Below are 23,270 nucleotides of genomic sequence, written 5' to 3' on the forward strand. Positions count from 1 at the left end.
GCTGTAGCCTCCAGGCAGATCAGTCCCGCACCGCCAACAGCCCTGCTGCCGTAATGAACAAAATGCCAGTCGCCGGCCAATCCATCTTCGGCCGAATACTGACACATAGGAGAAATCGCAATTCTGTTTCTTAATTCTAAACTACCAATTCTTAGGGGAGTAAATAATTCTGACATCTTTTTTTGTTATTTGTTACTTATAGTTGTAAAACGAAAAAATGTCCGAAATTGTTTATCCGGGTTAGCGATATATAGTTAGTATACCCTAAATACAATTACAGATCCCGAAGGGTGTATCCGGAACTCGTTACCCAGACTTTCATTCAGTGTTCCCTGCCACCAACTATGCAGACTTTTACGCACAACCGGATATTTAAGGTTGCTTACTGTAAGTTCGCCGGCATCCATTGCAAACAGAGAGACCTGTTGACCCGCAAAACTTTGGAACGAGCTTTCGGTACAAATAGGCGTAAACACTCCGTAATCTGTAAACATTTCGATATGGGCATCTGCCATGTAATCGGTTAGCAGGCTAATGTTACCTAAGGTATGATCTTCTCTTTTTCCGGTAGCCCCGATGATAGTAAGATTACTCCGTCCTTGTGCCAGACAGAAGCGGACAGACTTGGTCAGGTCGTTGGTTTCCTGATCGCTGTCGGGATGCAATATTGCGGCAAACTCCGATCGGGAGGATGCCGACAATGAATCGCAATCCCCTACGATTGCCACCGGTTTAATGCCCCGTTGCAATAAATCGTCGGCTGCTCCATCACAGCAGACAATATAGTCACATCTTTTCAACCAATCCAGCAAAAGTGGATGTTTTGGAAAACTTCCGTTGGCCAGAATCAGTGTTTCAGGCAGATAACCGGTAGCTCGCAGAGGATAATAATTCATTTTATACAATGTTAAACAATTTTCAATTCAAATAAAGTGGAAACAAACCTATATAATCGGGGTTGAAATCTTAATTCCTGACCGTCTCTTTCTGTTCTGACAGCATCAGCTGTTTCCACTTAAAATAACCAAATACCGGAACAATGGAATAGACAACGTACAACAAGGCGGTTGGGTACAATCCTTTCCAGGCATAGAGCGCGCATGATACAACATTAACTACAATCCACAGTCCCCATTGCTCTATATACTTATTGGCAAGCATCCACATCGCCACAATACTGAGGGCTGTAGTGAAGCTGTCGCCAAAAGGAACCGGACTATCGGTAAAGCGAATCAAAATCCAGGCTATACCGGCGAAAAGTATGGATAATGCAGGTAAGGCAACGCTCCAATATCTGAACGGCATATGTGATATAGTCAGACTCTGCACTTGCGAGGCAGATTTATTCCACCGGATCCATCCGTAAATGCTGGCAAACAGATAATAGATATTGATACCCATGTCTGCATAGAATCTGGAAACAAAGAAAATATAAATGTAGAACAGCGGCATAATAACACCCACCGGCCACAAGTATACGCTCGCCCTGTATTCAAGATAGAGATAGAGCAGTCCGATTACAGCACCTGCAATTTCGATATATTCCATTGTTTCTTATTTAAAATCGAAGTGTAAGATTCGCTAACACATGCGTTCCAGCCTGCGGGAAATAGCCAAAGTCGGCATACCTGTCGCGGGTACCGGCCGAAACATCCGGTTGCTGGTAATAGGAATATACCCATGCATTGCTTTCATACTCTTCATTAAACAAATTATTCACCAACAAGTTGACCGAAGCCGATTTTAATCCTTTCAGTGAAAACGTATAACCTAAACGAAGATTATTCACAAAGTAAGCATCCAAAGCCCTGTCATTGCTCGACGTATTGTCTATATACTGTTTTCCTACGTAATTAGACTGCAAACCGGCACTCCATCCTTTATAACTGGCAGAAAGCATGCTATTGGCAACCACCGATGGCGAAAAAGCAAGCGTTGTTGTTCCAAGCTTGTTTTCAACCTGACTTGCCCAATCCCAGTTTTCGTCGTACAAATCTACAAATTCTGTATAGTTTTTAACCTTATTTTTGCTAAACGTTGCATTTACATCCCATCGCAGCCAGGAAGTAAGCTGTGCAGCAGCCATCAGTTCAATACCGGCACGGTAGCTATCGGGAATGTTGGATGTAAGCATCTCCCCTATTTCGTTTACCTTGCCTGTAAGTACCAACTGATCTTTGTATTTCATATAGTACAGATTGGCTCCGAACGAATACAAAGATGTACTGAAGTTATAGCCGGCTTCGTAATCAATCATCCGCTCGGCTTTGGGTTTTTCGTTGAATGAGGCATCCGTATAGTTGTTTCGGGCAGGCTCGCGGTGAGCGATTGCTGCAGAAGCAAACACTTTCTGGTTTTGATTAATCTGGTAATGCAGTCCGGCTTTGGGATTGAAGAAATTAAAATTCTTATTTACATCCAATTTTTGCATCTCTCCGTTAATCCAATCCCAGGTGTCATTCTGTCCATCAATGGAGTAATCAATAAATCTATATTGTATATCTCCATAAGCAGTTAGTCCCTCTGTAATAGAATAAGTAGCCTTCAGGTACACGTTGGCATCGGTTTTTGTTCCGTTACTTTCGTAGAATGTATGATCGGGCGATAAATTACCTATGTAATTCTTCACCCAGATAACTTTCCCAAAGTGATCTCCGTCGTATCTGTTGGCGGCCCCTCCGAAGGTAAGATCCCAACGATTCTTCTTGTAGTTTAAGGATACAACTCCACCTCCAAAATGGTTGTCAAGCCACTTTTGGCGCACTAAGTCACTTTTCTTCACCGTCTCATTTCCATATTCAAAAGGAATAAGACCATATTCCAGAAGTTTACGATCGGTTTTATACTCTTCATAATATCCTTTACCACGCGTATAATGCAGTCCGGCATTCAGTGTGAGTGATGGAGAAAATGTATGGGTGAGCAAAAACTGATAATGCGTCTGTTTGTAATTGTCGGTCTGATTTTCGTAATACATCGGATTCCCTTTTGCGTCGTCACCCATATATCCGCTGGGATTATAGGTACGATCTGTCTCCAGTTTGTCTTTAGGTACTCCGTCCCAGGCATGATACGTCTTTTCTTCCCCTCTGAAGGTGATGAATTTCAATACGGTATTTGCCCCATAATACCCAGCCTGAGCAAAATAGGATTTTAAATCTGTAGAAGCCCTGTCGATAAATCCATCCGAATTGATTCCCGAAATCCGGGCATCAAACGCCCAATGCTTGTTAAGAAGTCCTGTTCCCATCTTCACCTGAGCCTTAGTCGTATTAAAAGCACCGTAAGTTCCAGATAATTCACCGTATGCCTTGTTGGACAAATTCTCCGTCTTCATATTGATACTTGCACCAAATGCTCCTGCTCCATTGGTAGAGGTACCGACTCCCCGCTGTACCTGAAGGTCTTCCAGAGAAGAGGCAATATCCGGCATATTAACCCAGAATACGCCATGCGATTCGGAATCGTTCAACGGAATGCCGTTGGTAGTAACATTGATACGTGTTGCATCGGTTCCCCTGATACGGAAGTTGGTATAACCGATGCCGGCACCTGCGTCCGAAGTCGCAACCACCGATGGAGAAAGTGTTAGAAGAAACGGAATGTCTTGACCGAAGTTTTGTTTTTTAATCTCTTCTTTACCAATGTTAGTGTATGCAACCGGAATATTTACTCCGGCACGTGTAGAAACAACTTGCACCTCCTGCAGGTTAATCAATCGCAGACTATCCTGTTTTTCTTGTGCAAATGAATAGATACCGGCAATACAAGTGCCGGCAAGCAATAAAAACGCTTTTCTCATTTCTAATAAATTAAATAGTAAAACGGAAAGGGGACTTTCCTTCTCCTCCCTACGCCAGCATTACCTGGATCAGGTTATGGGTATGATCTCAGCCCGTACTATTAAGGCACCCCCCTATGATAATTAGAGGCAAAGGTACTTCTTTTTTTATTAGAAACAAGCAAGTGGATACGAATCGTGCACAAAACAAAGAATTACTCCTCCAATCACGAACCTGTTCCCTTACGTATTTTAACCTCTTCTATACATAGATTATTCATTTTGCCAGTTATATATTATTCAGTAGCCAGCTGCATACTGTAAGTTTAACATATGGATAACTTGCAGTTGACAGCTGCCTACTGCAAGTTAAACAGCTGCCTAGCGAATAGTTGTCTATTATAAAATGGATAGTTTATCGTATACTTTGGGTTTAATCTATTGCAAGCCGGGCTTTCCATCCCTCCACATCACCTCATTTTGTGTTATATACCAGGTTTTACCATTATCGTTGTTACCCTGATAAAACAGATAAGTACGACCGTCAGCATCAGTAAAGATATGCGGATGCCCCGATTCGCTGGAGTTCCACTCTCCGGGTTTTCCGTTTCTTACAAACGGTTCATCGCTTAATCGTTTCCATACAATCCCGTCCGTACTCTCAGCCACACCGATCTGCTGCGGAGCATTATTGTAAGAACCGGCATAGAACATGTATAGCTTATCTCCTTTTTGGGCAATAGAAGCACCTTCAATACATTTTCCTTCCCAGGGATATTTTGGATATAAAATAGAAGAGTCGGCTGCCTGCACCCAATCCTCACGGCTGAAGTCTGAGTTAACAGGTGCTGTAGCAACCCCTTGCATCTGGATCTGATACTCCTTATCTCGTGTTGCAAAATACAGGAAATAACGACCTTTAAACTCGAATACTTCGGCATCGATTGCCCGTCCGCAATTCCAGTCGCCAGTCGGCCGGAAAATAGGATTCGTAGGATTCCTTTCAAAATGAATTCCATCCTGCGATACTGCGTGGCAGATTGCATCATCTTTCCCATTTCCATACGTCTGGTAAAACAGATGCACCTTTCCATCCTTTACTAAAGCCCCTGGAGCACACAGACCCTTCTTTTCGTAATCGGCTCCGGGTGCCGGAGTGATTTCTCCCACCTTGGTCCAATTGTTCAGATCTTTGCTACGGGCTATACCTATGTTCCATCCGGACGACGGATCGCCCTTTAGTGGCGGTATCGAATAATACATAAGATAGTTCCCCTTAAAATTAACCACATGAGGATCTTTTGAATAAGGGACCCCGATACGGGATGTATCGCCAAACATCATGGCAGGCTTTTGGGCAAAAGCAGCAACAGAAAGGCATCCAACGAATAAAATCAATAATAGTCTTTTCATGATATAGAATTGAGAATATAGTTACAAAGATAAAAAAAAGGCACTCCACACAGGGAATGCCTTTTTGAAAGAATAGTAAATTCTCTTATTTTTTTGGAGCTTCTTCTTCAGGAGTAGCTTCAGGAGCTGTTGCTGGCTGTTGAGCTGTTCCGAAATCAGGAGCAATTGTATTAGGATCGATAGTTACTGCTTCGTTTACCTGCTGGTTGATTTCAGATTGTGAAGCGTGCTGATCTCTGGGAATAAATGCTGTGATTACAATACTCAAAACAATTACAAATCCAGCCAGACCCCATGTAGCTTTTTCAAGAAAATCGGTTGTTTTTCTTACACCCATAATCTGGTTAGAAGAAGAGAATCCTGATGCCAAACCTCCTCCTTTTGAGTTCTGTACGAGTACGATCAGAATTAATAGTATGGACGCGATCAAGATTAAGATAGAAATAAATACGTACATCTTAGTTTTATTTTTTAGTGTTAATAATCAACTTTTCAAGAAATTTAATCTGGTCTGCAAAGTAAACATTTTTTTCCGGATATTTCAAACTTAAATTTTGAATTATTTGCATAGCTTTCTCATATCTTCTTTGTTTGATGTAAATCCGTGCCAATGTCTCTGTAAAATAGGAATCGTCGATGCCGGCCGACATATTTTCCTCGCTTGGTTTAGACAAGGGTTTATCTCTGTTACTATCTAATAGTCCGTCTGATATGGTAAATCCGGTTTCTCTTTTCTCGTCTTTGGAAATAAACGTATCAATTAGCTCATGATGCTGAAGCTGGTTTGTGTTAGATGTCTCCGCTTCTGCCCCCTTTTCGGCCAACGACCAATAGATATAATCGGACGAAACAGAAGGTTGGAAGATCAAAGAAGCTTCGGCCACGGCTTCCGTATCTGCTTCCTTTGAAGATAAAAACGCATCAATCAAAGAAAAAGTATCCGATGACGGTTTTGACGGTTTATTTTCTCCAAACATCTGCAAGCCATAATTTGAACCTTCCAGAAACATAAACAGCTTTTTTCGGTCTGGAATACCAATTGCCAACCGTTTAAGCTCAGATGCAAACCGGATATCATTTATCATGGCCATATTTTTTAAGTACAAAAGCTTCACTGTATGGAAATAGGGAAAATCTTCCATAAGCTGCCTCAGTTCGGGCAATGTTTCAGGCGAAAGCTCTTCCGGCTTTTGCATCAGCTCGTATAGTCTGTCGCTCGTCATAGTTACCAGTTAGCTACGGTTGCATTATAAATTTGATCGGCAAGCTCCTCATTTATTTCCTTAAACAGGGTTTCCTGTACATTTTGAAGCATGTCGTTGCTATCAAACTCTCTGTAAGCAGAGAAAGTCTGTTCAAAATCTTCATCAGGTTTGGTTCTGTTCGTGTATCTTACTCTTACTGTTAGCGTAAGCTTTGTTCTGGATGAATAGGCATCCTCTTTAACAGCCATAGGTGTAAGGTCGCAACTGATAATTTCGCCCTCAAGTTCCAAATCGCCGTTAGCGGGAGCAAGCGATAAACGTGTCTGACGTACATATATATCTTTCATCCCTTCCGTAAAAACCTGTGCAAGGGGTGGATAAGGAACAAACGATGCCTGATTAGGAAAATCCTTAATAGTTATCGTCTTTACTTTTGAATAGTCTATCGAAGCTCCGTTAAACTTATAGGAAATTGAACAGGCAGTAAAAAGGATGATAAAAAAACAGACTACTGCGACTTTATATTTTAGCAACATACTATTCGAGATTATATTCTTTAATTTTCCTATACAGGGTTCGTTCCGAAATCTTAAGATCTGCCGCGGCATTCTTACGTCGTCCGTTGTGCTTCTCCAAAGCTTTGCGTATCATCTCTTTTTCCACCTCTTCAAGTGATAATGTTTCTTCTTCGTACGGCTCGGCATCCTGAATAGAAGGCATAGAATGGATGGAATGAGGTTGTACATAACTTGGTTCATCCACAACCGGAAGCTGTACACCTCCATTCATTATTTCGTGAACTAATTTTTTAAGCTCCGTAACATCTTTCTTCATATCGAAAAGAACCTGATACAGAATTTCTCTTTCACTGTTAAAAACCTTTTGTTCGGCTTCATGCTTTACCAAAACAGGGAATTTCTCCATTTCCACATTGGGAAGATATAACCTAAGTACTTCGGCTGAAATATCCCGGTTCTCCTCAATTACAGAAATCCTTTCGGTGATATTCTTCAATTCACGTACGTTCCCCGGCCAACGGTAATTAATAAGCAACATACGTGCATCATCGTCTAAACGGATGGAGGGCATTCTATACTTCTCGGCACAGTCGCTGGCAAACTTTCTAAAAAGAAGAAGGATATCTTCAGATCGTTCGCGCAATGGGGGTATCTGGATAGGAATTGTGTTCAATCTATAATACAAGTCTTCACGAAATTTTCCCTGAGATACGGCTTGAGCCAGGTTTACATTCGTTGCAGCAACAATTCTTACATTCGTTTTTTGAACTTTGGAAGAACCTACCCTCATAAATTCGCCCGATTCTAACACGCGTAACAAATATGCTTGGGTCTGAAGCGGTAACTCTCCTACTTCATCCAGAAAAAGTGTACCGCCATCGGCCACTTCAAAATACCCTTTACGCTCGGAACGGGCATCCGTAAAGGATCCCTTTTCGTGTCCGAAAAGCTCAGAATCGATTGTTCCTGCAGGAATTGCACCACAATTCACAGCAATATACTGTCCATGTTTACGGGGACTATTTTGATGTATAATCTGTGGGAAAGTCTCTTTCCCCACACCACTTTCTCCTGTAATCAGAACAGATAAATCTGTCGGAGCCACTTGTAATGCTATATCAATCGCCCGGTTCAAGGCCGTATTATTGCCTATTATACCAAAGCGCTGTTTTATTTGCTGCAAATCTACCTTCATTTATCTTTTATATTAGCTGTAAAACTCAGTTATAATGCCAAAATTACAAATGATTATCGAATAATCTGCTATTTGACTGAGGATGATTTGATGTTAAATCATTTTTTTAAGGCATAGGTTTTCTCGTACAAAAATTTGGCAAATTCTTCGTCCGAGGTATAGCTGTTTTGTTCTTCAACCGATATAGGTGCTCCTATATAAACGTCCATCACTTTCCCATGCTTATTAAATGCTTCAATAGGAATACGTAAGGTTCTTATTTTCCAGCTGATTCTGCCAAGCCAATAAAAAAACGAAGAGTTTAATCCGTCAAAGAATACCGGATAAACAGGAACATTACCTTTCCGTATTAAACGGATTACGCTTAAAGTCCAGTCTAAGTCCATTACCCGTTTTTTCTCTTTATTATAAAAAGAGATTGCACCTGCAGGGAAAAACCCCATGGGATGCCCGGACTTAAGCCTTTCCAGAGATGTACGTACTCCGTTAACATTGGCTACATTGGCACCTCTGTTTTTTGAATCGGGTTGTACAGATATAAAATTATCTTCCATTGCCCCTATTTTGGTAAGTACACCGTTTACCATCACCGCAAAATCGCTTCTGCGTGCGGCAAAGATATCAATCAGCATAATCCCGTCAATGTGTCCGAAAGGATGATTTGAGATAGTTATAAAAGCCCCTTCCGGCAAAGTATCCAATAACTCCGCATTATGAACGTTATATTTTATATCCATCAGAGGATCATGTAACAAAGCTGTCGTAAAATCAGCACCTCTTAAGTGACAATGTTTGGCATGGATATCATTAACCTTCTTGATACCAAGCCATTTTATTATTTTTTTTCCAAGAAAAATCCCGAATTTAGTTTTAAAAAAAGGGGCAATCTCCTGCAAATCAGATAAATCGACTACACTTTTTTTCATATCTTATTTCAATGATTTATATTTCATAATTGCTATGCCAACTGCAATCCAGAATAGTTCTCTTACACGCGTGCATAAACTAACATATACTCCTATTCCAGATGTAATGGACAATGAAGAGAGAGCCAATGCATATCCCCCCTCTCGTGTACCCAATTGCATCGGGGAAAAGAATAACAGGTTCGCAAACAGCGATGCAAATCCTACAATAACCACACACTGTATGTAGGTTATCTCGTATCCTATTGAATATATCATTATAAACACCTCCATACAAGCAATAAAACGTGCGCAGAGCTCTGCGCCTAAAGATGCATAAAATGCTTTTTTTCTATTATTGTAAAGATGGGCAATAAGTTGATCCATCTCTTCAACATGTTCTTTATTTTTTAAAGAATATTCTTTAATACGCTTCTTTACAAAGGGTATGCACGCTCCAAGTGCAAGCAGGCGACCGATTACACCCTTCCGATACACTTTAAACGACCAATAAATCAAAGCTACCGAACCAACAAGAACCGACCACAAAACAATTTCAACCCCCAGACTTATATGCTTTACCGTAATCATTAATAACGGAACACACAAAAGCCAAAGAATGAAATGAGAAACAAAATGCATCATTGCGTAAAGCAATACCGATGATGTTGCCTTTTTAGTACCAAGTGCAGGCTTAAGCTCTAAAATCCGATAAGGCTCTCCTCCTAATAATCCCATAGGGGTAGTGTAATTGATAGCATACCCGCTTATTACAATTTTGAGGGTTCGAAGAAATTTTATCTGCTTGGTTTCCTCACTCCCATCTCGAATAATTATGTGAAAAGAAATGGCATTTACAGCATATACCACAATCCATATTCCTACAATTGCGAAGAACCACCAACCGGTATTTTTTAGATTTTCATAAATTACATCAAAGCCCAGTGAGTGGACCATTATGAAAATAACCAAAACTCCCAGGGCAAAGAATATATTACGAATTACATTACTCTTATTTTTCATGCAAAAAGATTATTATAGAAAAGATTTGCACATCTTTTCGTGCTTTTTGATGGAAATAAACAAGACTATGTTCAGTACTATAATTTCATATAAAAAGTAGGCCCAAACTTCACCAGTCAGCACAATAATAAACATCACAATTGTACGACCATTAAAGGTAAGCAAGTCGATATAACGCATCAAATTCCGGCTTTTCTTTCTGAAAGCCAATCGAATATCTTCGGGGATATCCTCTTTATACTTGTCTTTGAGGCTGCTAAGCATCTGTTGTAAGACAGGTGTTACCTTTTCCTGCATCTTTGTGTATCCTCTGTAAAAGAAAAAGAAAAATTTGTTTACACCGGGCTTCATCGCAAGATAGCTGGCATTAACCTGACTATAAGTCTGAAACTCTGCTCCTTTTTCTTTACTTAGAAAAAACAGATGCAATGTTTTATAGTAATCTGTTATATTTGCCTGTACAAGATGGGACATACCTGATAAAACAGCTAAAGCAAAAAACCATGGGGTACCGTGCTCAGCCATCAACCGCAAGGCAAAACCTACATAAATAGAAGTAAACCAAAGATCTCCCGCAAAACCATCTAAGATACGACCTATTTCAGATTTAATGCCAGTAAGACGAGCTAGCTGACCGTCTACACAATCTAATATATTAGCAAAAATCAATAATAAAATTCCTAAAATCGTATAATAAAGAGCTCCGAAATAAAATAAGTAACCCGCTCCTATCCCCACAAATATGGATAATATCGTAACCATATTGGGTGTAATACCGGTATTTCGAAGCAAACAAGCTATTTTGAAGCCTATGGGACGATAGAATATTCTGTCTATTTTATTTTCTGTTTCGATTGACTTTAACGATGCTTCGTACTCTTTTTTATTTATATCGTTCATTCAGAGTTTATTTATAAGAATAGCCGCCATCAACGACAACTACCTCTCCATTAAAATAATTATTTTCAATCAACATTTTATATACCTCGGCCAATTCTTCTGGTTTGCAAAAACGACCAAGGGATACTTTTCTTTCTATGTTTCTACGAATTTCTTCCGGTTTAGTTAGCTGCCATTCGGTATCTACAAAACCCGGAGCAACAGCATTTACCCTGATTTCGTACGGTACAAAAACTTTCACCATATTTTTCACCAAGGCATGTACTGCCGACTTCGATACTCCGTAGGCTAACGAAACCGAATGGGGCTCGATACCCATCAACGATCCCGTAAATACTACGGAACCACCTTTAGCCATTTTGGTAATGATGCGTTGCATTAAAAAGACCGGAAAGTGAACATTTGCAAAAAAAACCTCTTCCCACGCAGCATAAGACACTTGTTCAAAAGATTCACGACAAGTAAGTCCGGCGTTAAAAACCACTGAATACAACTCAAGGGACTGTTCTTCAAGATAGGCATCGATTGCAGAAATAGACTTGATATTGGTAATGTCGGCTTTCAAAATACGAACGTCAACATCATTATTCTGAAGAAGCTCCCGTCTAGTTTCTTCGGCAGTGTGAGTGTCTGAAGAATATGTTAAAATCAAATCGTATCCCGAGGCTGCCAAACATAAAGCAACTGCCTTACCGATACCTTTGGTCCCCCCGGTAATAAGAACATATTTATCCATATTTATTCTGTTTCATGCTTAACCGTTACAGGTTTCGCTTTTTGCTGAGAATGAAGGTTTGCCTCGTAGCTATCGTGAATCGTCTTTTTTAGATTGGATGAAGAAACTCCTGTACCATATGGAAAATAAAAAACCTTTACACCAAGTTCTTCTAAATAATCATATTTCCCAAACCAGTCGTCGCCTACAACAAAAGCATCGATATTTAATTTCTTCACTATCTCGCTGTGATCCAAGGAATGCTGAGGAATCACAATATCGGGCGTTTTAAGAGCTTCAATAATTTGAAGACGTTCGTTAAAAGGGATGATCGGTTGAGGTTTATATGACATTACAAGTTCATCTGTACTCACTCCTACGATTAAAATATCAGCCAGACTTCTGGCGTAGTTAATCATACGAAGGTGATTATAATGAAACATATCAAATGTTCCTGAAGTGTAAACTATCGTTTTATTTTTAAACATACCTAATCCTATCTAAGTTTTATTGCACAAACTTACACAAACTTTTCCTATCAAAAAAAGTTTATCTAAAAAAAAGCTAATTAATACATGCTCCTATCGGCTATTAGAATCGCATGGTAATATCTGTAACGAAGTACTAAAATAAAAACAGACAGTAATTTTATTAATTCTTACTGTCTGTTTTATATATATTAGACTTTTTTCAGATACTATCTATTGCATCATCTTTTGTAAGGTCGAGCTTTTCGTTATCCCCTCCTTTATCGAAATATTGCTTACGAAGTGGATTTACAGTTGCTTCTTTATAGAATTTTCTGCATCTGTAAATATCCAGAGCTGTATATAACGCCTGTCTGAATGAATCTTCGGAAGCTATATTCTTGCCTGCTATGTCGTAAGCTGTTCCATGCGCAGGAGATGTTCTTACAATAGGTAATCCAGCTGTATAGTTAACTCCTTCTTCCATAGCCAGGGCTTTAAACGGAGCTAATCCCTGATCATGATACATGGCGAGTACTCCGTCAAATTTATCATAATTCTGCGAACCGAAGAATCCATCTGCTGCATAGGGTCCGAAAGATAATACACCTTGTTTATCCATTTCTTCCATAGCAGGAATAATTATGGTTTCCTCTTCTTTTCCAAGCAACCCATTGTCTCCAGCATGAGGATTCAACGCTAAAACAGCTATTCTAGGCTTAATGATTCCAAAATCCTGCTTTAACGATTGGTTAAAAACCGATAATTTAGATTTAATATCCTCTTTGGTAATATTCTGTACAACCTCAGACAAAGGAAGATGCCCGGTTACAAGTGCCACCCGAAGGTTATTGCTCATCAGAATCATCAAAGCCTTCTTGCCAGACACTCCGAACACCTCTTCAAGATACTCAGTATGTCCAGGAAAATGAAATTGATCGTTTTGAATATTATGTTTGTTAATAGGAGCTGTTACAAGAACATCAATCACCCCTCTCTTCAAATCATTGCAAGCAGCTTCCAATGCTTTAAACGCAGCTTCTCCGGCAATTTCCGTTGATTTTCCTAATTCTACTTTCGATTCTTCATCCGCACAGTTGATGATGTTTATACGATTGACACCCGCATCTTCAGCCTGATTAATGACACTGATATTAACAGGTTGCATCTCGAGGACTTTGCGATGATAAGCTGCAATTTTTGATGAACCATATATTATCGGCGTACAAAGATCGGCAATTCTTATATCGGAAAAAGTTTTTAAAATAACCTCGTAACCAATTCCATTTATATCTCCGTGCGTGATTCCAACCCTTATCAATCTTTCTTCCATTTCTTTTTTATATTAATTACTCAATTCGGCTTGAAGCGGCTCTTCATCCGGTTGGTCAAATTCACCGGGAAGCTTCAAGGTATACAAAGATGCTTCAACCTGACGAATTATATTTCTTTTATCCTTTTCAGGTGCATATACAAATCCTTCAACAACGATCACCCGCTGATTTGCTTCATCCAAACGTGCATGACTTACAAATGGGCCTCCCATCATATCGCCTACCATTTTCCATAAACCACGTATTTCGGCACAGTATTTTCCTTTTACAGTTATAGGTGTGAAGCTAACTCCCCCAAAACGTGTTTCGGTAGTCATATATGAATTTTCAAATGATCCTGGAATATTTGCTTTTAACACAGAGTCTCTTTTTGCAATCAGATACTCCGGGGTGAATGTATTATTGTCAGTATAAGGAAACGAGTAGATAATCATATCTCGTCTGCCTTCCGCTGCATTATTAGAAGCCCAGAAGAAGTTTGTAGTATCTTTATAGAATTTCATTGATTCGGGAGCTTTCAATTCTACATCAAATATCTCCTTTACCTTTTTGTATGTATAGCTGCTGTAGGTTTTATCCAGGGTCTCAATCGTACGGTTCAACTCAGATTTTACAAAAAAGTCTAATATTGATTTAGCATTATTGGTTATATATAGCTCAAGAGATGCAGCATCAGGAGCCTGTAATTTTAATATAATTTGCCCTTTAGCCCATCTGTCCTGCGAATAATTCATCCCTGCTTTCGTATACATGGATGGATTAATCTCAACAATCATAATATTCCGGACAATCTGTAGCATTCTATCAAAATTTTGGGGCTCTGTGTAAGATATGTCCATTACCGGCTCAGGTTGTGTCAAGCCTGGAACATCTGATGACAGCAAATCTTTTATTGCGATACCGGCAGGTCCCTCCCATGCACTTTTATCCATCACAACAATTAAATCACCGGGTGAACCTGTTGCTTTTGATACAACCGGACCTCCTTCACAGGCACCCATACATATGACGAGCAACATCATACTGAAAAACAAAGAAATCGTTTTCATATGCATTAATTTATTAATTCAACAAAGATATATTTTTTTTGCAAAAAGCATGCATTATTTAATTCTTTTGCTCTTTTTTTGCTGTAGACAACATCCCGCAAGCGGCAAATATATCTTCACCTCTCGACGAACGGATTGTACACACAATTCCTTTTTTAGTAAGGGCATCCCGAAACGCATTCATATTTTCGGTATTAGAGCTTTTGAGGGGCGAATTAGGTATGGCATGAAAACGTATAAGATTTACACGACAAGGAATTCCTGCAATTAATTTAGCAACTCCTTCAGCATGTCTCAAGTCATCATTTAATCCGTCAAACATAATGTATTCGAAGGAAACCCTTCGCTGATGACTAAAATCGAACTGCCTGATCTGAGCTATAACCTCTTTGGCAGGAAATGCCTTTTCGACGGGCATGATAGATAAACGTTCATCGGGGAAAGGCGAGTGAAGACTATAAGCCAAATGACAGTCACTTTCTTTAAGAAAGCGTTGCAGACCTTTTGCAACCCCGATGGTAGATACTGTTATACGTTTTGGACTCCAGCCGTAGCCATACGACGATGTAAGAATTTCGAGAGCTTTAAATAGTTCATCAGCATTATCCAAGGGTTCCCCCATACCCATAAATACTATATTAGTCAGCTTTTCGTATTCTGGGATGGATTGAATCTGATTTATTATATCAGAAGTAGTAAGGTTTCCATTAAATCCCTGGCGACCTGTCATGCAAAATGAACAATTCATTTTACAACCTATTTGCGAAGACACGCATAATGTAGCTCTATCTTCTTCGGGAATATATACTGATTCTACAAAGGCATTAACTCCTACCTGAAATAAATATTTGATAGTGCCATCCACCGATTTCATAAACTCCGAAGGAGATGTCATCCCAACAACATACTTCTCACTAAGCGCATTTCTGTTTGCTGCAGACAGGTTTGTCATTTCAGAGATAGAAACAATCCTTTTTTTATACAGCCAATCGGCTATTTGCTTCGAAGCATAGGCTGGAAGATTAAGCTCTGATGCTACTTCTTTCAGTTCATTTAATGTCATTCCTAATAATCTTCTTTTTGCTTCCATGTCTTCCTTCTTAATATACTTTAAACTGCAAAGATAAAAAAAAAGCGGATGTCTTTCATCAAAGAAAGACATCCGCCGTGTAGTATAATGTAACTTAAAACTTTTTTTAATAGAAACGAATGCGGTTATCTACGATTTCAGCTTTATTAACCAACGACTGAACAGCCTGGAATCCGAATCGATATGCATTTGCAGAGTCAATTGTCTTAATCTGTTCTGCTTCGTTGTATACTTTTGCATCTTTGGTTTTATTATAAACCTTTAGTACATAAACACCGTTATTTCCTTTTACCGGAGGTGTAAGCTGTCCTACCTGAGCTAAAGCTACCGCAGCATTCACTTTTGGTTCAACACCGATGCCAGTAATTCTGCGTGTACCGAAGCTAACAAACTTAACTGAGTCTATTTTAGATCCCATAGCTTCTGCATAACCTTCAAGTGAAGTGATATTCTTAGCAGCAAGATCCGACGCAATTTTGTCGCCTTTCTTCTGAGCAATCAATTCAGCCTTCAAAGCAGGAGCAACTGTTTTTACAGAAGCATAACCTTCAGGGATTGATTCCTGAACTGCTGCAACAACAAATTTATCTTCACATTCAAAAATATCAGAAATGGCACCTTTATCATTTTGGAATGCCCAACGAATAACTTGTCTTGAATTTTTGATAGTTCCAATCATTTGATCAGCACCGGTGACAGTCACATCAGACAGTACATTGTATCCTGCTTCTTTAGCAGCTTCATCCATCTTTTTAATATCTCTGTTAGCTGTCAGATACTTATTCAATTCATTATAGATATTGCTATAAGTTTTTGAACTGGGAGAAACTGTCATATCAATGTCTGCAACTTTATATTTTGTTACACTGGCAGTTCTCTCGTCTACTCTAACCAAATGTGTTCCATACAAAGACTTTACTAATGCATAACCATTTACAGGAGTTGAGAAAATAGCCTTCTTGAAATCTTCATTTACACCTCTTAAAGCTGTAACTTCCGTAAACCATCCAAGTTCGCCACCATTCTGCGCAGATTGATCCTGTGAATAATTCTTAGCTAACTCAGCAAAATTGCCGCCGTTCTTAAGAACTGTCATCAAACTGTCTGCCAAAGATGTTGCTGCAGCTTCATTACCGGCATTGGCAATCATGATATGGCTAACCTTAATCGAATCGGGTGCAACAGTCTTATCTACCAATTTAAACAATCTGTATTTATCAGCTTCGAAAACGGGGCCATAAACTGTTCCCACTTCGGCAGTTGTTGCAAATTGTTTTAGCTGCTCATCAAAAGCTGCTGCAGAAAAGAATGCATCCACATAAGGAACTTCAGAATTTTCATTTACAACATCGGCAATCCGGTCTGTGGAGATAACTTCTTCTTTAATTGCTTCAATTTCCGCACTTGCATTGTCATAATCCTGCTTGCTTGGACGAATGTCTACAGCAATATATTTGATCAATTTGCTCTCTTTCTGCTTATACACAGATTTGCGTTGATTGTACAATTTTTCAATTTCACTATCAGATACTGTCACTAAAGAATCAGCAACAGAAGCATAGGGTTGCATTGCATACACAATATCTGAACTTTCGGCTGTTTCGTCAAAAGTTGCTTTGGCATCAATAACATTGGCTGTAATAGCCTTGCTAAGCAAAGTTGTATATTTTTGTTCCAAACGCTGTTGCTTGATATTCTTTTCCCAAAACAACCAGAAATTCTTTGCCTGGGCAAGCTGAGCTTGCTGATCTGCTGGATAATTAGCAAGATTAGGATCATTTATCGTTTTCAAGAAATTCAACAATGCCGGTTTATCAAAAGCACCAGTCTCAGGATTTACAAACATCTGCATCTGCTGGATCATAGGTGAAATATTTTCTCCCTGAACCATATCAAACAGCTCTTCGGGCGAAACTACAATACCCAAATCAGACAATTCTTCTCCAAGGACGATCTCACGAACCATAGCATCAAAGACAGATTCACGAATCTGAGTCATGTATTCTTCAGGTAAACTTGTGCTACCGGACTGCATTTTATAAACTTCCGTCATTTCGTCAACACGAGCCTGGTAATCCTGAATTTTAATCACTTCTCCATTAATTTCAGCAACACGTTCCTGCGATTGTCTAAAATAAGTAGATCCTGAGTTTAAAAAGTCACCAATAATGAAAGCAAACAATGCCAGCCCCACTACGAGTACTAACAATCCTGCTTTGTTTCTAATTTTTTCCAGCGTAGCCATTTATCTTTATATATTTAAAAAGTTTATATTTTACAGTTAACGGGCACGAAGATACAAACAAAACGTAATTAACGCGCATATTCCGTAACTTTTTTTCACTAATCAATCACTTTAATTCGAACTAATTCAATTTTAGTTGATGTTACTTTCACAATCTTCATGCTATATCTGCCAATATCGATTATCTCGTTTACCTTCGGAAACTTTTGATAGTTGTGTAGAATATACCCTGCAATGGTTTGGTAATCGTCAGACTCAGGCAAATCCAAATCAAATTTTTCATTTAGCAGATCAACCTCCAATCTACCAGAGACCAGGTATTCTTTTTCGCTAAGCTGCTTACTTATGAGCGATTTCATATCGTGCTCATCTTCAATTTCTCCAAAAATCTCTTCTACAAGATCTTCAAGTGTTACGATTCCTGCTGTTCCTCCAAATTCATCCACTACTACAGCAATGCTACGTTTTTCTTGCAACAGCATTTTCATAAGAGTATTCGCCGTCATATTTTCAGGCACAATTGGAACAGAAATTATACGGGTGGTCCAGTCTTTTATATCAGTAAATAATTCAGACGAATGAATGTAACCAACAATTCCATCTATACTATCATTAAAAACAAGTATTTTAGAGTAGCCGGTTTCTATAAATTTATTTTTCAACTCTTGAATTGAAGTTTGCTTATCACATGCAACAATTTCAGTTCGTGGAACCATACAATCGCGTAAACGTACATTTGAGAAGTCAAGTGCATTTTGAAATATTTTGACTTCATTCTCGATCTCTGCCTTTTGCTGTAAATTTTCCAGACTCTGTTGAATAAAAAAATCCAAATCAACTTTTCCTAAGGATTTACTGACAGTCCGCTTCCAATCCTTTATTCTAAACACAGTTAAAATAAGGAAAGTTATGAGTGTAATAATCTTTGTTACCGGATACAATACCACATAAAAAACAGCCAGTGGAATAGAAAATATCTTCAGGTATAGGTTTGGGTTGGTTTTAAAAATTGTTTTTGGAAGAAATTCGCCGGCAATTAAAATAAGGATTGTTGCAAAAAATGATTGAATAAATATAAAAAGAATCTGGTTGTCGACAAATAAACCAATGGATGATTCAATATATGAGGCAATTAAAAGGACATAAACAATAAGAGAAAGATAGTAACCTACCAGCATTAAAGAGATAAACTCATAAGGGTTTCTATAAAAAAAAGACAAGATGTAACTGGAAAATCGCTTATTCCTTTTTTCAAGTTCAAAACGAATTTTATTAGAGGAAATGAAAGCAATTTCCATTCCTGAAAAAAAAGCAATCGTTAGTAGAGAAATGAATATATAGGTCAACATGTTGAATTATAATTCTACTTGACTGTATCCTGCTCCAATGAATCGGCACGCGATTCTGAAACCGGAAATACCCCTTGAGGGTTAAAAATTTTATAAAGAGTCATACTCTGATTAGATTCAAAACCTATTCCAGTAATAACTCTTTCCGCCTGTTCAATCCTAATAAATTTATCAGAATAAACTTTTTCTGTTCGTTGGTCCCAGAAAAGAAGTGACGTTTCAAACCGCTCACCGGCTAAACTTGAAACTTTAACATTACCGAGAAGTTTCCAAAGGCCTTTCTTGTCATAATAATAAGCTGTATCAGCTTTTATACTTGCCTCTGCTCTAAAAAGAGTATCAAATTTCTCAACATACACTCCATCCGGGAAATACCAATGAGGTTCGGCCGCTTTCTCAAAAACAAGCCATTTTTTTGTATTTAACCTGTAGCGGGTTATTCCGGAATCGGATATAAGCGTAGAGATATCCAAGGCCTTCATGGTGTACGATTTTTCCGGATCGAAAGAAACATCAACCACCTCCTTATTCTCCTTGCCGCAAGAAGTAGATAATAAAATAAACATAACAGCTGCAAAGAGTGCAGCTGTTATGTTTTTATTATTTGATAATAACTTCAAAAGAGGTATAATCATGTCTTAACGAACCCTTGTTTGTTCTCCAATCCAACCTCCGATTGTTATAGTCTGACCTTTTTCCAAATCAGGATGCATAAAGATTTCTTCAGTAGAAGGGAAATGCGCTCTGTATGATCCGATTAATGAATTAGCTTCATCTGCACAACTAGGATCAACCTGTCTTGCTTTTTCAAACTTATCTACTGCTGCATAATATACTGATCTAGCCAGTACACCATCGTTCGGATAAATACTCTTAGCTGTTGCGGCATACATTTTACCAATCAACAAATAAGGAGCACCGTTATTAGGTTTCATATCCAGAGCCTTCATGCAATACTGTCTTGCTTTAGAATAACTATTCTGATCAAAAGATATTAAAGCAATCATGTAGTAAATATCAGATTTTACGTTTGGATCTGTTTCCATTCTGGCTGATTCCTCAAAGAACTTAACAGCTGTATCAAAATCCTTATTCTTAACAGCCTGCTTACCTAATCCCATTGCAGATTCTGCAGTCGGTTCAATTTTATGAGCATAACCAGATGCTGCAAAATAAGCGTCAATTTCCTGGCAACGAACACGTCTCAACAACGAGATTGTTTCCTTAAGATAATTTAAATCAGTCTTATTGGCTTCAATTTTGGCAGCAAACATATTTTGTAAAGTTTCACAATCAGCAGCACCACTATTTGCAAAACCATTATCCAAACCAGCCTTCATAGTAGTAAGGTTGCCAATTTCCTTTTCGTTACCAGCAGCTTTTGCAGCAGCCAATTGTGTATCAAAAATTGCAGAACACTTCAGATAATCCTGAATGTATTGTTCCTTAAAATTAGGATCCTTCAATAATTGCTGGTGTGAAGAATACATAAAGTAAGAAACAGCTAATGCTTCTGTTTTCTCCTTAAATTCAGTAATTACTTCTCCTAACCATCCGTAAAGAACCTTTACATCGGCCTTGTCTCCCATATACTGGATGTAATCCTGTGCTTTACGAGACACAATCCAATCCTTTCCATATCTGGAGTCGTCTCCAAAATACTTCACACGTTGGTCATACACAGCCATCAGTTTATCAATCAACGCTGCTTTTTTAGCAGGATCTTTTTCATTTTCGATCTGCCATCCAACAATTCTCACTCCGTACAGATAAATATCCTTTGTTGCGGCAGGACATTCATCGTACGTGATTTTCCAAAACTCATAGGCATCTTTAAAGTTGCCAGCTTTTGCATAAGGAATAAATAGGCTAATATTCTCAACGCATCTTGCACTATCAGCACCTGATCCAAATTGAGTACCAGTATCTACTCCTTTCTGCGCATACACTCCAAATGCTCCTATAGAGCATCCGATAGCAAGCAATAACACTCTAATCTTCATATCTCTTTAAATTAATGTTAGCAAAATTTCTTAATCCAATTTCCATTTGAAGAACCAACGTTCGTTAAATGTATAATTAACAGTAAACCTTAAATACTGTTCATCAATCATTGTGCTTATTTCCGGTTTTATCTTTACATATTCGAAAGACAGATTAATGATAGACCGTCCATCAACCAAAGGCAGACCGAAACCAACACTTGCTCCATACTCTTTATAGCTGTTACCATTTATATTTAAGTAAGAATTACTATAATGAATACCACCTCGATAGGATACTCTTTTTAAGAAACTCTTCTCTGCAAAACCAGGAATAAACTCTCCACCTAATGCCAGACGCATTCTGTTCTTAAACTGACTTGTCTCATCAAAAAATTTAGCTTTATCCCAAGTCTGATAAAGGAAATCAGCTCCAAGTGTCAGTTTATTATTCTTGACATAAGAGACTCCAAATCCGTAAGACTCGGGAATATCAAAGCCAAGACCCGTAACTGTATCTGCTTTGGCAACATTATTCAACGACTCAATATCGTAAGATGTTGCATTCAACTTGTTTGATGGTGAATAAACCAATCCGAAGTTCAGGCTTTCCTTCAATCCGACAGGATGTGTATATTGTAAACCCAAGTCAAGTTTAATATCCTTTACATCTACCCGTTGTTTTCGATACACAGGGTATGTCTCCGAATTTGAAAAAGACAAATTACGTTCATGAGTTATATTACCAAAAAAATATCCAACATTTGCACCAACTGAAAGTCTCTTCTTCCATACATCTATAGACAATCCAGCATAGACTTCGTTTAATCCGCCGGTACCAACAAAATTTTCTATATAGTTCAAGTCGGAATCTTCCGCCTTTTTCAATGCTCCGAAATCATATCCCACATACGAATATGGAAGAACTCCAATACTCATTGCAACTCTCTTGTGAAGGGGGAATTGCATTGCCAGATATTCTATATTTCCATTATAATTATTTTGTTTATTCTGTCCATCATCAAACCATGATAATTGGGCAGAAGCTCCAAAATCAAAAATAAACGTCATTGAGTCAATACTCGTGTAAGACGCAGGATTTAAAGGATTAATCTGCTTAGAAGATCTCAACCCATACCCGATTCCACCCATAGCTCTCCCAGCCCCGAACGAACGATCGGCCAACTCTCCATATCCAAATCGTGTATATGGAGAATTTGTGTTGTTTTGTGCAAACAACGACATCTGAGAAAGAATACAGATAGCAACTAAAATTATACTTTTAATTTTCAACATTATATTCTAAGATTCTATTTAATCCTGTAAACACTAAATTAATGTCCGCAAAGTTCGCGTTTTTTAGTTTCCGTGCAAAATAAAAAGAATGCCCACCCGTTAAAAAAACCAAAAGAGAGGGATATTTTATTCTTAACGAATCTATATAGCCATCCATTTCAAAAATTATACCATTTACTACCCCAGATTGTATGGCCGATTCAGTATCATTTCCAATAAATAAAACATCTTCTGGTTCGTTAAGCAATGGCAATTTCTTAGTGAATGCATGCAACGCTTTAAATCGGGTAGACATCCCCGGAGAGATATTACCACCTACAAAAGTACCTGAAGCCTCAATCACTTCATAAGTAATAGCAGTTCCAGCATCAATAACCAACAAATCCATCCCCGGTTGCAAATAATTGGCTCCCACAACAGCAGCCAATCTATCCTTCCCCAATGTCTGAGGTGTCTTATAGGAAACCTTAACCGGCAACTTCACATTTTCATCAAGCAACAAAAAAAAACGCAACTTACCTTTAAGAAAGCTTGCAATTTCAGGATCTACATCTACAACCGTAGAATATATTCCCTGATCAAGATCAAACTCTTCAAAAAGAGAACGAACAACCGAAACATCAAAATGTTTGAAAACAAATGACGATTTTAGTTGTCCATTAGCGAATATGGCTACCTTGGCAGATGAATTTCCTTGTTCAATAATCAGATTCACTTGTTTGATATTTTGCACAAAGAAAAGCAAAATAGACGACATAACACACATATTTTTGCGATTAACCTCTTTTTTTTACTAATAAGTC

The 23,270-nt window shown here is 38.5% G+C and carries 23 protein-coding genes; all 23 read right to left on the reverse strand.

The features are described from left to right. Positions 1 to 176 (reverse strand): oxidoreductase (locus AB7E53_RS01355; RefSeq protein ID WP_446773736.1); only part of this gene is annotated, 176 nt, incomplete at its 3' end. A 78-nt stretch (positions 177 to 254) separates the two neighbouring features. Further along, on the reverse strand, positions 255 to 896 hold the full coding sequence (locus AB7E53_RS01360; RefSeq protein WP_446773715.1) for a thiamine diphosphokinase: 642 nt from the start codon (positions 894 to 896) through the stop codon (positions 255 to 257). Between the two features lie 70 nt (positions 897 to 966). Continuing rightward, positions 967 to 1,548 carry a nicotinamide riboside transporter PnuC gene (gene pnuC, locus AB7E53_RS01365; protein ID WP_446773716.1) on the reverse strand — a complete coding sequence of 194 codons (582 nt, stop codon included), beginning with the start codon at positions 1,546 to 1,548 and terminating at the stop codon, positions 967 to 969. A 10-nt stretch (positions 1,549 to 1,558) separates the two neighbouring features. Further along, a complete protein-coding gene (locus AB7E53_RS01370) occupies positions 1,559 to 3,802 on the reverse strand; it encodes a TonB-dependent receptor (RefSeq protein ID WP_446773718.1) in 2,244 nt (747 codons plus the stop codon). A 417-nt stretch (positions 3,803 to 4,219) separates the two neighbouring features. Beyond that, positions 4,220 to 5,194, reverse strand: coding sequence for a family 43 glycosylhydrolase (locus tag AB7E53_RS01375; protein ID WP_446773720.1), 975 nt, complete (start codon positions 5,192 to 5,194; stop codon positions 4,220 to 4,222). An 85-nt stretch (positions 5,195 to 5,279) separates the two neighbouring features. Then, positions 5,280 to 5,651, reverse strand: a complete 372-nt coding sequence (secG, locus tag AB7E53_RS01380) for a preprotein translocase subunit SecG (protein ID WP_179398556.1) — start codon at positions 5,649 to 5,651, stop codon at positions 5,280 to 5,282. Between the two features lie 7 nt (positions 5,652 to 5,658). Continuing rightward, a complete protein-coding gene (locus AB7E53_RS01385; RefSeq protein ID WP_371689847.1) occupies positions 5,659 to 6,417 on the reverse strand; it encodes a hypothetical protein in 759 nt (252 codons plus the stop codon). Positions 6,418 to 6,419: 2 nt separating this feature from the next. After that, the gene (gene lptE, locus AB7E53_RS01390) at positions 6,420 to 6,935 is read right to left on the reverse strand and encodes an LPS assembly lipoprotein LptE (RefSeq protein ID WP_079684318.1); all 516 of its coding nucleotides are present in this window, start codon (positions 6,933 to 6,935) and stop codon (positions 6,420 to 6,422) included. A 1-nt stretch (position 6,936) separates the two neighbouring features. Further along, on the reverse strand, positions 6,937 to 8,112 hold the full coding sequence (locus AB7E53_RS01395; protein ID WP_079684317.1) for a sigma-54 interaction domain-containing protein: 1,176 nt from the start codon (positions 8,110 to 8,112) through the stop codon (positions 6,937 to 6,939). A gap of 98 nt (positions 8,113 to 8,210) precedes the next feature. Then, on the reverse strand, positions 8,211 to 9,038 hold the full coding sequence (locus tag AB7E53_RS01400; protein WP_179398558.1) for a lysophospholipid acyltransferase family protein: 828 nt from the start codon (positions 9,036 to 9,038) through the stop codon (positions 8,211 to 8,213). 3 nt (positions 9,039 to 9,041) lie between these two features. Next, positions 9,042 to 10,040 carry a lysylphosphatidylglycerol synthase transmembrane domain-containing protein gene (locus AB7E53_RS01405; RefSeq protein WP_446772108.1) on the reverse strand — a complete coding sequence of 333 codons (999 nt, stop codon included), beginning with the start codon at positions 10,038 to 10,040 and terminating at the stop codon, positions 9,042 to 9,044. 12 nt (positions 10,041 to 10,052) lie between these two features. Then, positions 10,053 to 10,940 carry a CDP-alcohol phosphatidyltransferase family protein gene (locus AB7E53_RS01410; RefSeq protein ID WP_371689848.1) on the reverse strand — a complete coding sequence of 296 codons (888 nt, stop codon included), beginning with the start codon at positions 10,938 to 10,940 and terminating at the stop codon, positions 10,053 to 10,055. A gap of 7 nt (positions 10,941 to 10,947) precedes the next feature. After that, positions 10,948 to 11,676, reverse strand: a complete 729-nt coding sequence (locus AB7E53_RS01415) for an SDR family NAD(P)-dependent oxidoreductase (RefSeq protein ID WP_446773723.1) — start codon at positions 11,674 to 11,676, stop codon at positions 10,948 to 10,950. Positions 11,677 to 11,678: 2 nt separating this feature from the next. Next, positions 11,679 to 12,143 carry an adenylyltransferase/cytidyltransferase family protein gene (locus tag AB7E53_RS01420; RefSeq protein ID WP_079684312.1) on the reverse strand — a complete coding sequence of 155 codons (465 nt, stop codon included), beginning with the start codon at positions 12,141 to 12,143 and terminating at the stop codon, positions 11,679 to 11,681. A gap of 202 nt (positions 12,144 to 12,345) precedes the next feature. Beyond that, complete coding sequence (gene pdxA, locus AB7E53_RS01425; protein ID WP_446772107.1) at positions 12,346 to 13,455, reverse strand: 4-hydroxythreonine-4-phosphate dehydrogenase PdxA; 1,110 nt, start codon at positions 13,453 to 13,455, stop codon at positions 12,346 to 12,348. 12 nt (positions 13,456 to 13,467) lie between these two features. Continuing rightward, on the reverse strand, positions 13,468 to 14,505 hold the full coding sequence (locus tag AB7E53_RS01430) for a DUF4837 family protein (RefSeq protein WP_350456294.1): 1,038 nt from the start codon (positions 14,503 to 14,505) through the stop codon (positions 13,468 to 13,470). A gap of 58 nt (positions 14,506 to 14,563) precedes the next feature. Further along, positions 14,564 to 15,595, reverse strand: coding sequence for a 23S rRNA (adenine(2503)-C(2))-methyltransferase RlmN (gene rlmN / locus AB7E53_RS01435; RefSeq protein ID WP_421467066.1), 1,032 nt, complete (start codon positions 15,593 to 15,595; stop codon positions 14,564 to 14,566). Positions 15,596 to 15,701: 106 nt separating this feature from the next. After that, positions 15,702 to 17,840, reverse strand: coding sequence for a peptidylprolyl isomerase (locus AB7E53_RS01440; RefSeq protein WP_079684310.1), 2,139 nt, complete (start codon positions 17,838 to 17,840; stop codon positions 15,702 to 15,704). Positions 17,841 to 17,938: 98 nt separating this feature from the next. Then, a complete protein-coding gene (locus tag AB7E53_RS01445; protein ID WP_446773725.1) occupies positions 17,939 to 19,189 on the reverse strand; it encodes a hemolysin family protein in 1,251 nt (416 codons plus the stop codon). A gap of 14 nt (positions 19,190 to 19,203) precedes the next feature. After that, positions 19,204 to 19,824: an LPS export ABC transporter periplasmic protein LptC gene (gene lptC / locus AB7E53_RS01450; RefSeq protein ID WP_446773727.1), complete on the reverse strand. Its 621-nt coding sequence runs from the start codon at positions 19,822 to 19,824 to the stop codon at positions 19,204 to 19,206. 3 nt (positions 19,825 to 19,827) lie between these two features. Continuing rightward, positions 19,828 to 21,192 carry a tetratricopeptide repeat protein gene (locus AB7E53_RS01455; protein ID WP_446773729.1) on the reverse strand — a complete coding sequence of 455 codons (1,365 nt, stop codon included), beginning with the start codon at positions 21,190 to 21,192 and terminating at the stop codon, positions 19,828 to 19,830. Positions 21,193 to 21,222: 30 nt separating this feature from the next. Then, positions 21,223 to 22,467 (reverse strand): hypothetical protein, encoded by a 1,245-nt coding sequence (locus tag AB7E53_RS01460; protein ID WP_446772105.1) that lies wholly within the window; start codon positions 22,465 to 22,467, stop codon positions 21,223 to 21,225. Continuing rightward, complete coding sequence (locus AB7E53_RS01465; RefSeq protein ID WP_079684305.1) at positions 22,454 to 23,233, reverse strand: type III pantothenate kinase; 780 nt, start codon at positions 23,231 to 23,233, stop codon at positions 22,454 to 22,456. The genes AB7E53_RS01460 and AB7E53_RS01465 overlap by 14 nt, the downstream gene beginning before the upstream one ends. Positions 23,234 to 23,270 lie beyond the last annotated feature (37 nt).

Origin of the sequence: Macellibacteroides sp., assembly GCF_050251695.1 — a bacterium.
GTDB lineage: Bacteria > Bacteroidota > Bacteroidia > Bacteroidales > Tannerellaceae > Macellibacteroides > Macellibacteroides fermentans.

Excerpts from the sequence above, each read along its gene's own strand:
- AB7E53_RS01405 (WP_446772108.1), bottom strand. The coding sequence starts at position 10,040 with ATGAAAAATAAGAGTAATGTAATTCGTAATATATTCTTTGCCCTGGGA.
- AB7E53_RS01370 (WP_446773718.1), bottom strand. The coding sequence starts at position 3,802 with ATGAGAAAAGCGTTTTTATTGCTTGCCGGCACTTGTATTGCCGGTATC.
- AB7E53_RS01455 (WP_446773729.1), bottom strand. The coding sequence starts at position 21,192 with ATGAAGATTAGAGTGTTATTGCTTGCTATCGGATGCTCTATAGGAGCA.
- pdxA (WP_446772107.1), bottom strand. The coding sequence starts at position 13,455 with ATGGAAGAAAGATTGATAAGGGTTGGAATCACGCACGGAGATATAAAT.
- pnuC (WP_446773716.1), bottom strand. The coding sequence starts at position 1,548 with ATGGAATATATCGAAATTGCAGGTGCTGTAATCGGACTGCTCTATCTC.
- lptE (WP_079684318.1), bottom strand. The coding sequence starts at position 6,935 with ATGTTGCTAAAATATAAAGTCGCAGTAGTCTGTTTTTTTATCATCCTT.
- AB7E53_RS01415 (WP_446773723.1), bottom strand. The coding sequence starts at position 11,676 with ATGGATAAATATGTTCTTATTACCGGGGGGACCAAAGGTATCGGTAAG.
- AB7E53_RS01440 (WP_079684310.1), bottom strand. The coding sequence starts at position 17,840 with ATGGCTACGCTGGAAAAAATTAGAAACAAAGCAGGATTGTTAGTACTC.
- AB7E53_RS01420 (WP_079684312.1), bottom strand. The coding sequence starts at position 12,143 with ATGTTTAAAAATAAAACGATAGTTTACACTTCAGGAACATTTGATATG.
- AB7E53_RS01375 (WP_446773720.1), bottom strand. The coding sequence starts at position 5,194 with ATGAAAAGACTATTATTGATTTTATTCGTTGGATGCCTTTCTGTTGCT.
- AB7E53_RS01445 (WP_446773725.1), bottom strand. The coding sequence starts at position 19,189 with ATGTTGACCTATATATTCATTTCTCTACTAACGATTGCTTTTTTTTCA.
- AB7E53_RS01465 (WP_079684305.1), bottom strand. The coding sequence starts at position 23,233 with ATGTGTGTTATGTCGTCTATTTTGCTTTTCTTTGTGCAAAATATCAAA.
- AB7E53_RS01400 (WP_179398558.1), bottom strand. The coding sequence starts at position 9,038 with ATGAAAAAAAGTGTAGTCGATTTATCTGATTTGCAGGAGATTGCCCCT.
- lptC (WP_446773727.1), bottom strand. The coding sequence starts at position 19,824 with ATGATTATACCTCTTTTGAAGTTATTATCAAATAATAAAAACATAACA.
- AB7E53_RS01385 (WP_371689847.1), bottom strand. The coding sequence starts at position 6,417 with ATGACGAGCGACAGACTATACGAGCTGATGCAAAAGCCGGAAGAGCTT.
- rlmN (WP_421467066.1), bottom strand. The coding sequence starts at position 15,595 with ATGGAAGCAAAAAGAAGATTATTAGGAATGACATTAAATGAACTGAAA.
- AB7E53_RS01430 (WP_350456294.1), bottom strand. The coding sequence starts at position 14,505 with ATGAAAACGATTTCTTTGTTTTTCAGTATGATGTTGCTCGTCATATGT.
- AB7E53_RS01395 (WP_079684317.1), bottom strand. The coding sequence starts at position 8,112 with ATGAAGGTAGATTTGCAGCAAATAAAACAGCGCTTTGGTATAATAGGC.
- AB7E53_RS01410 (WP_371689848.1), bottom strand. The coding sequence starts at position 10,940 with ATGAACGATATAAATAAAAAAGAGTACGAAGCATCGTTAAAGTCAATC.
- AB7E53_RS01360 (WP_446773715.1), bottom strand. The coding sequence starts at position 896 with ATGAATTATTATCCTCTGCGAGCTACCGGTTATCTGCCTGAAACACTG.
- AB7E53_RS01460 (WP_446772105.1), bottom strand. The coding sequence starts at position 22,467 with ATGTTGAAAATTAAAAGTATAATTTTAGTTGCTATCTGTATTCTTTCT.
- secG (WP_179398556.1), bottom strand. The coding sequence starts at position 5,651 with ATGTACGTATTTATTTCTATCTTAATCTTGATCGCGTCCATACTATTA.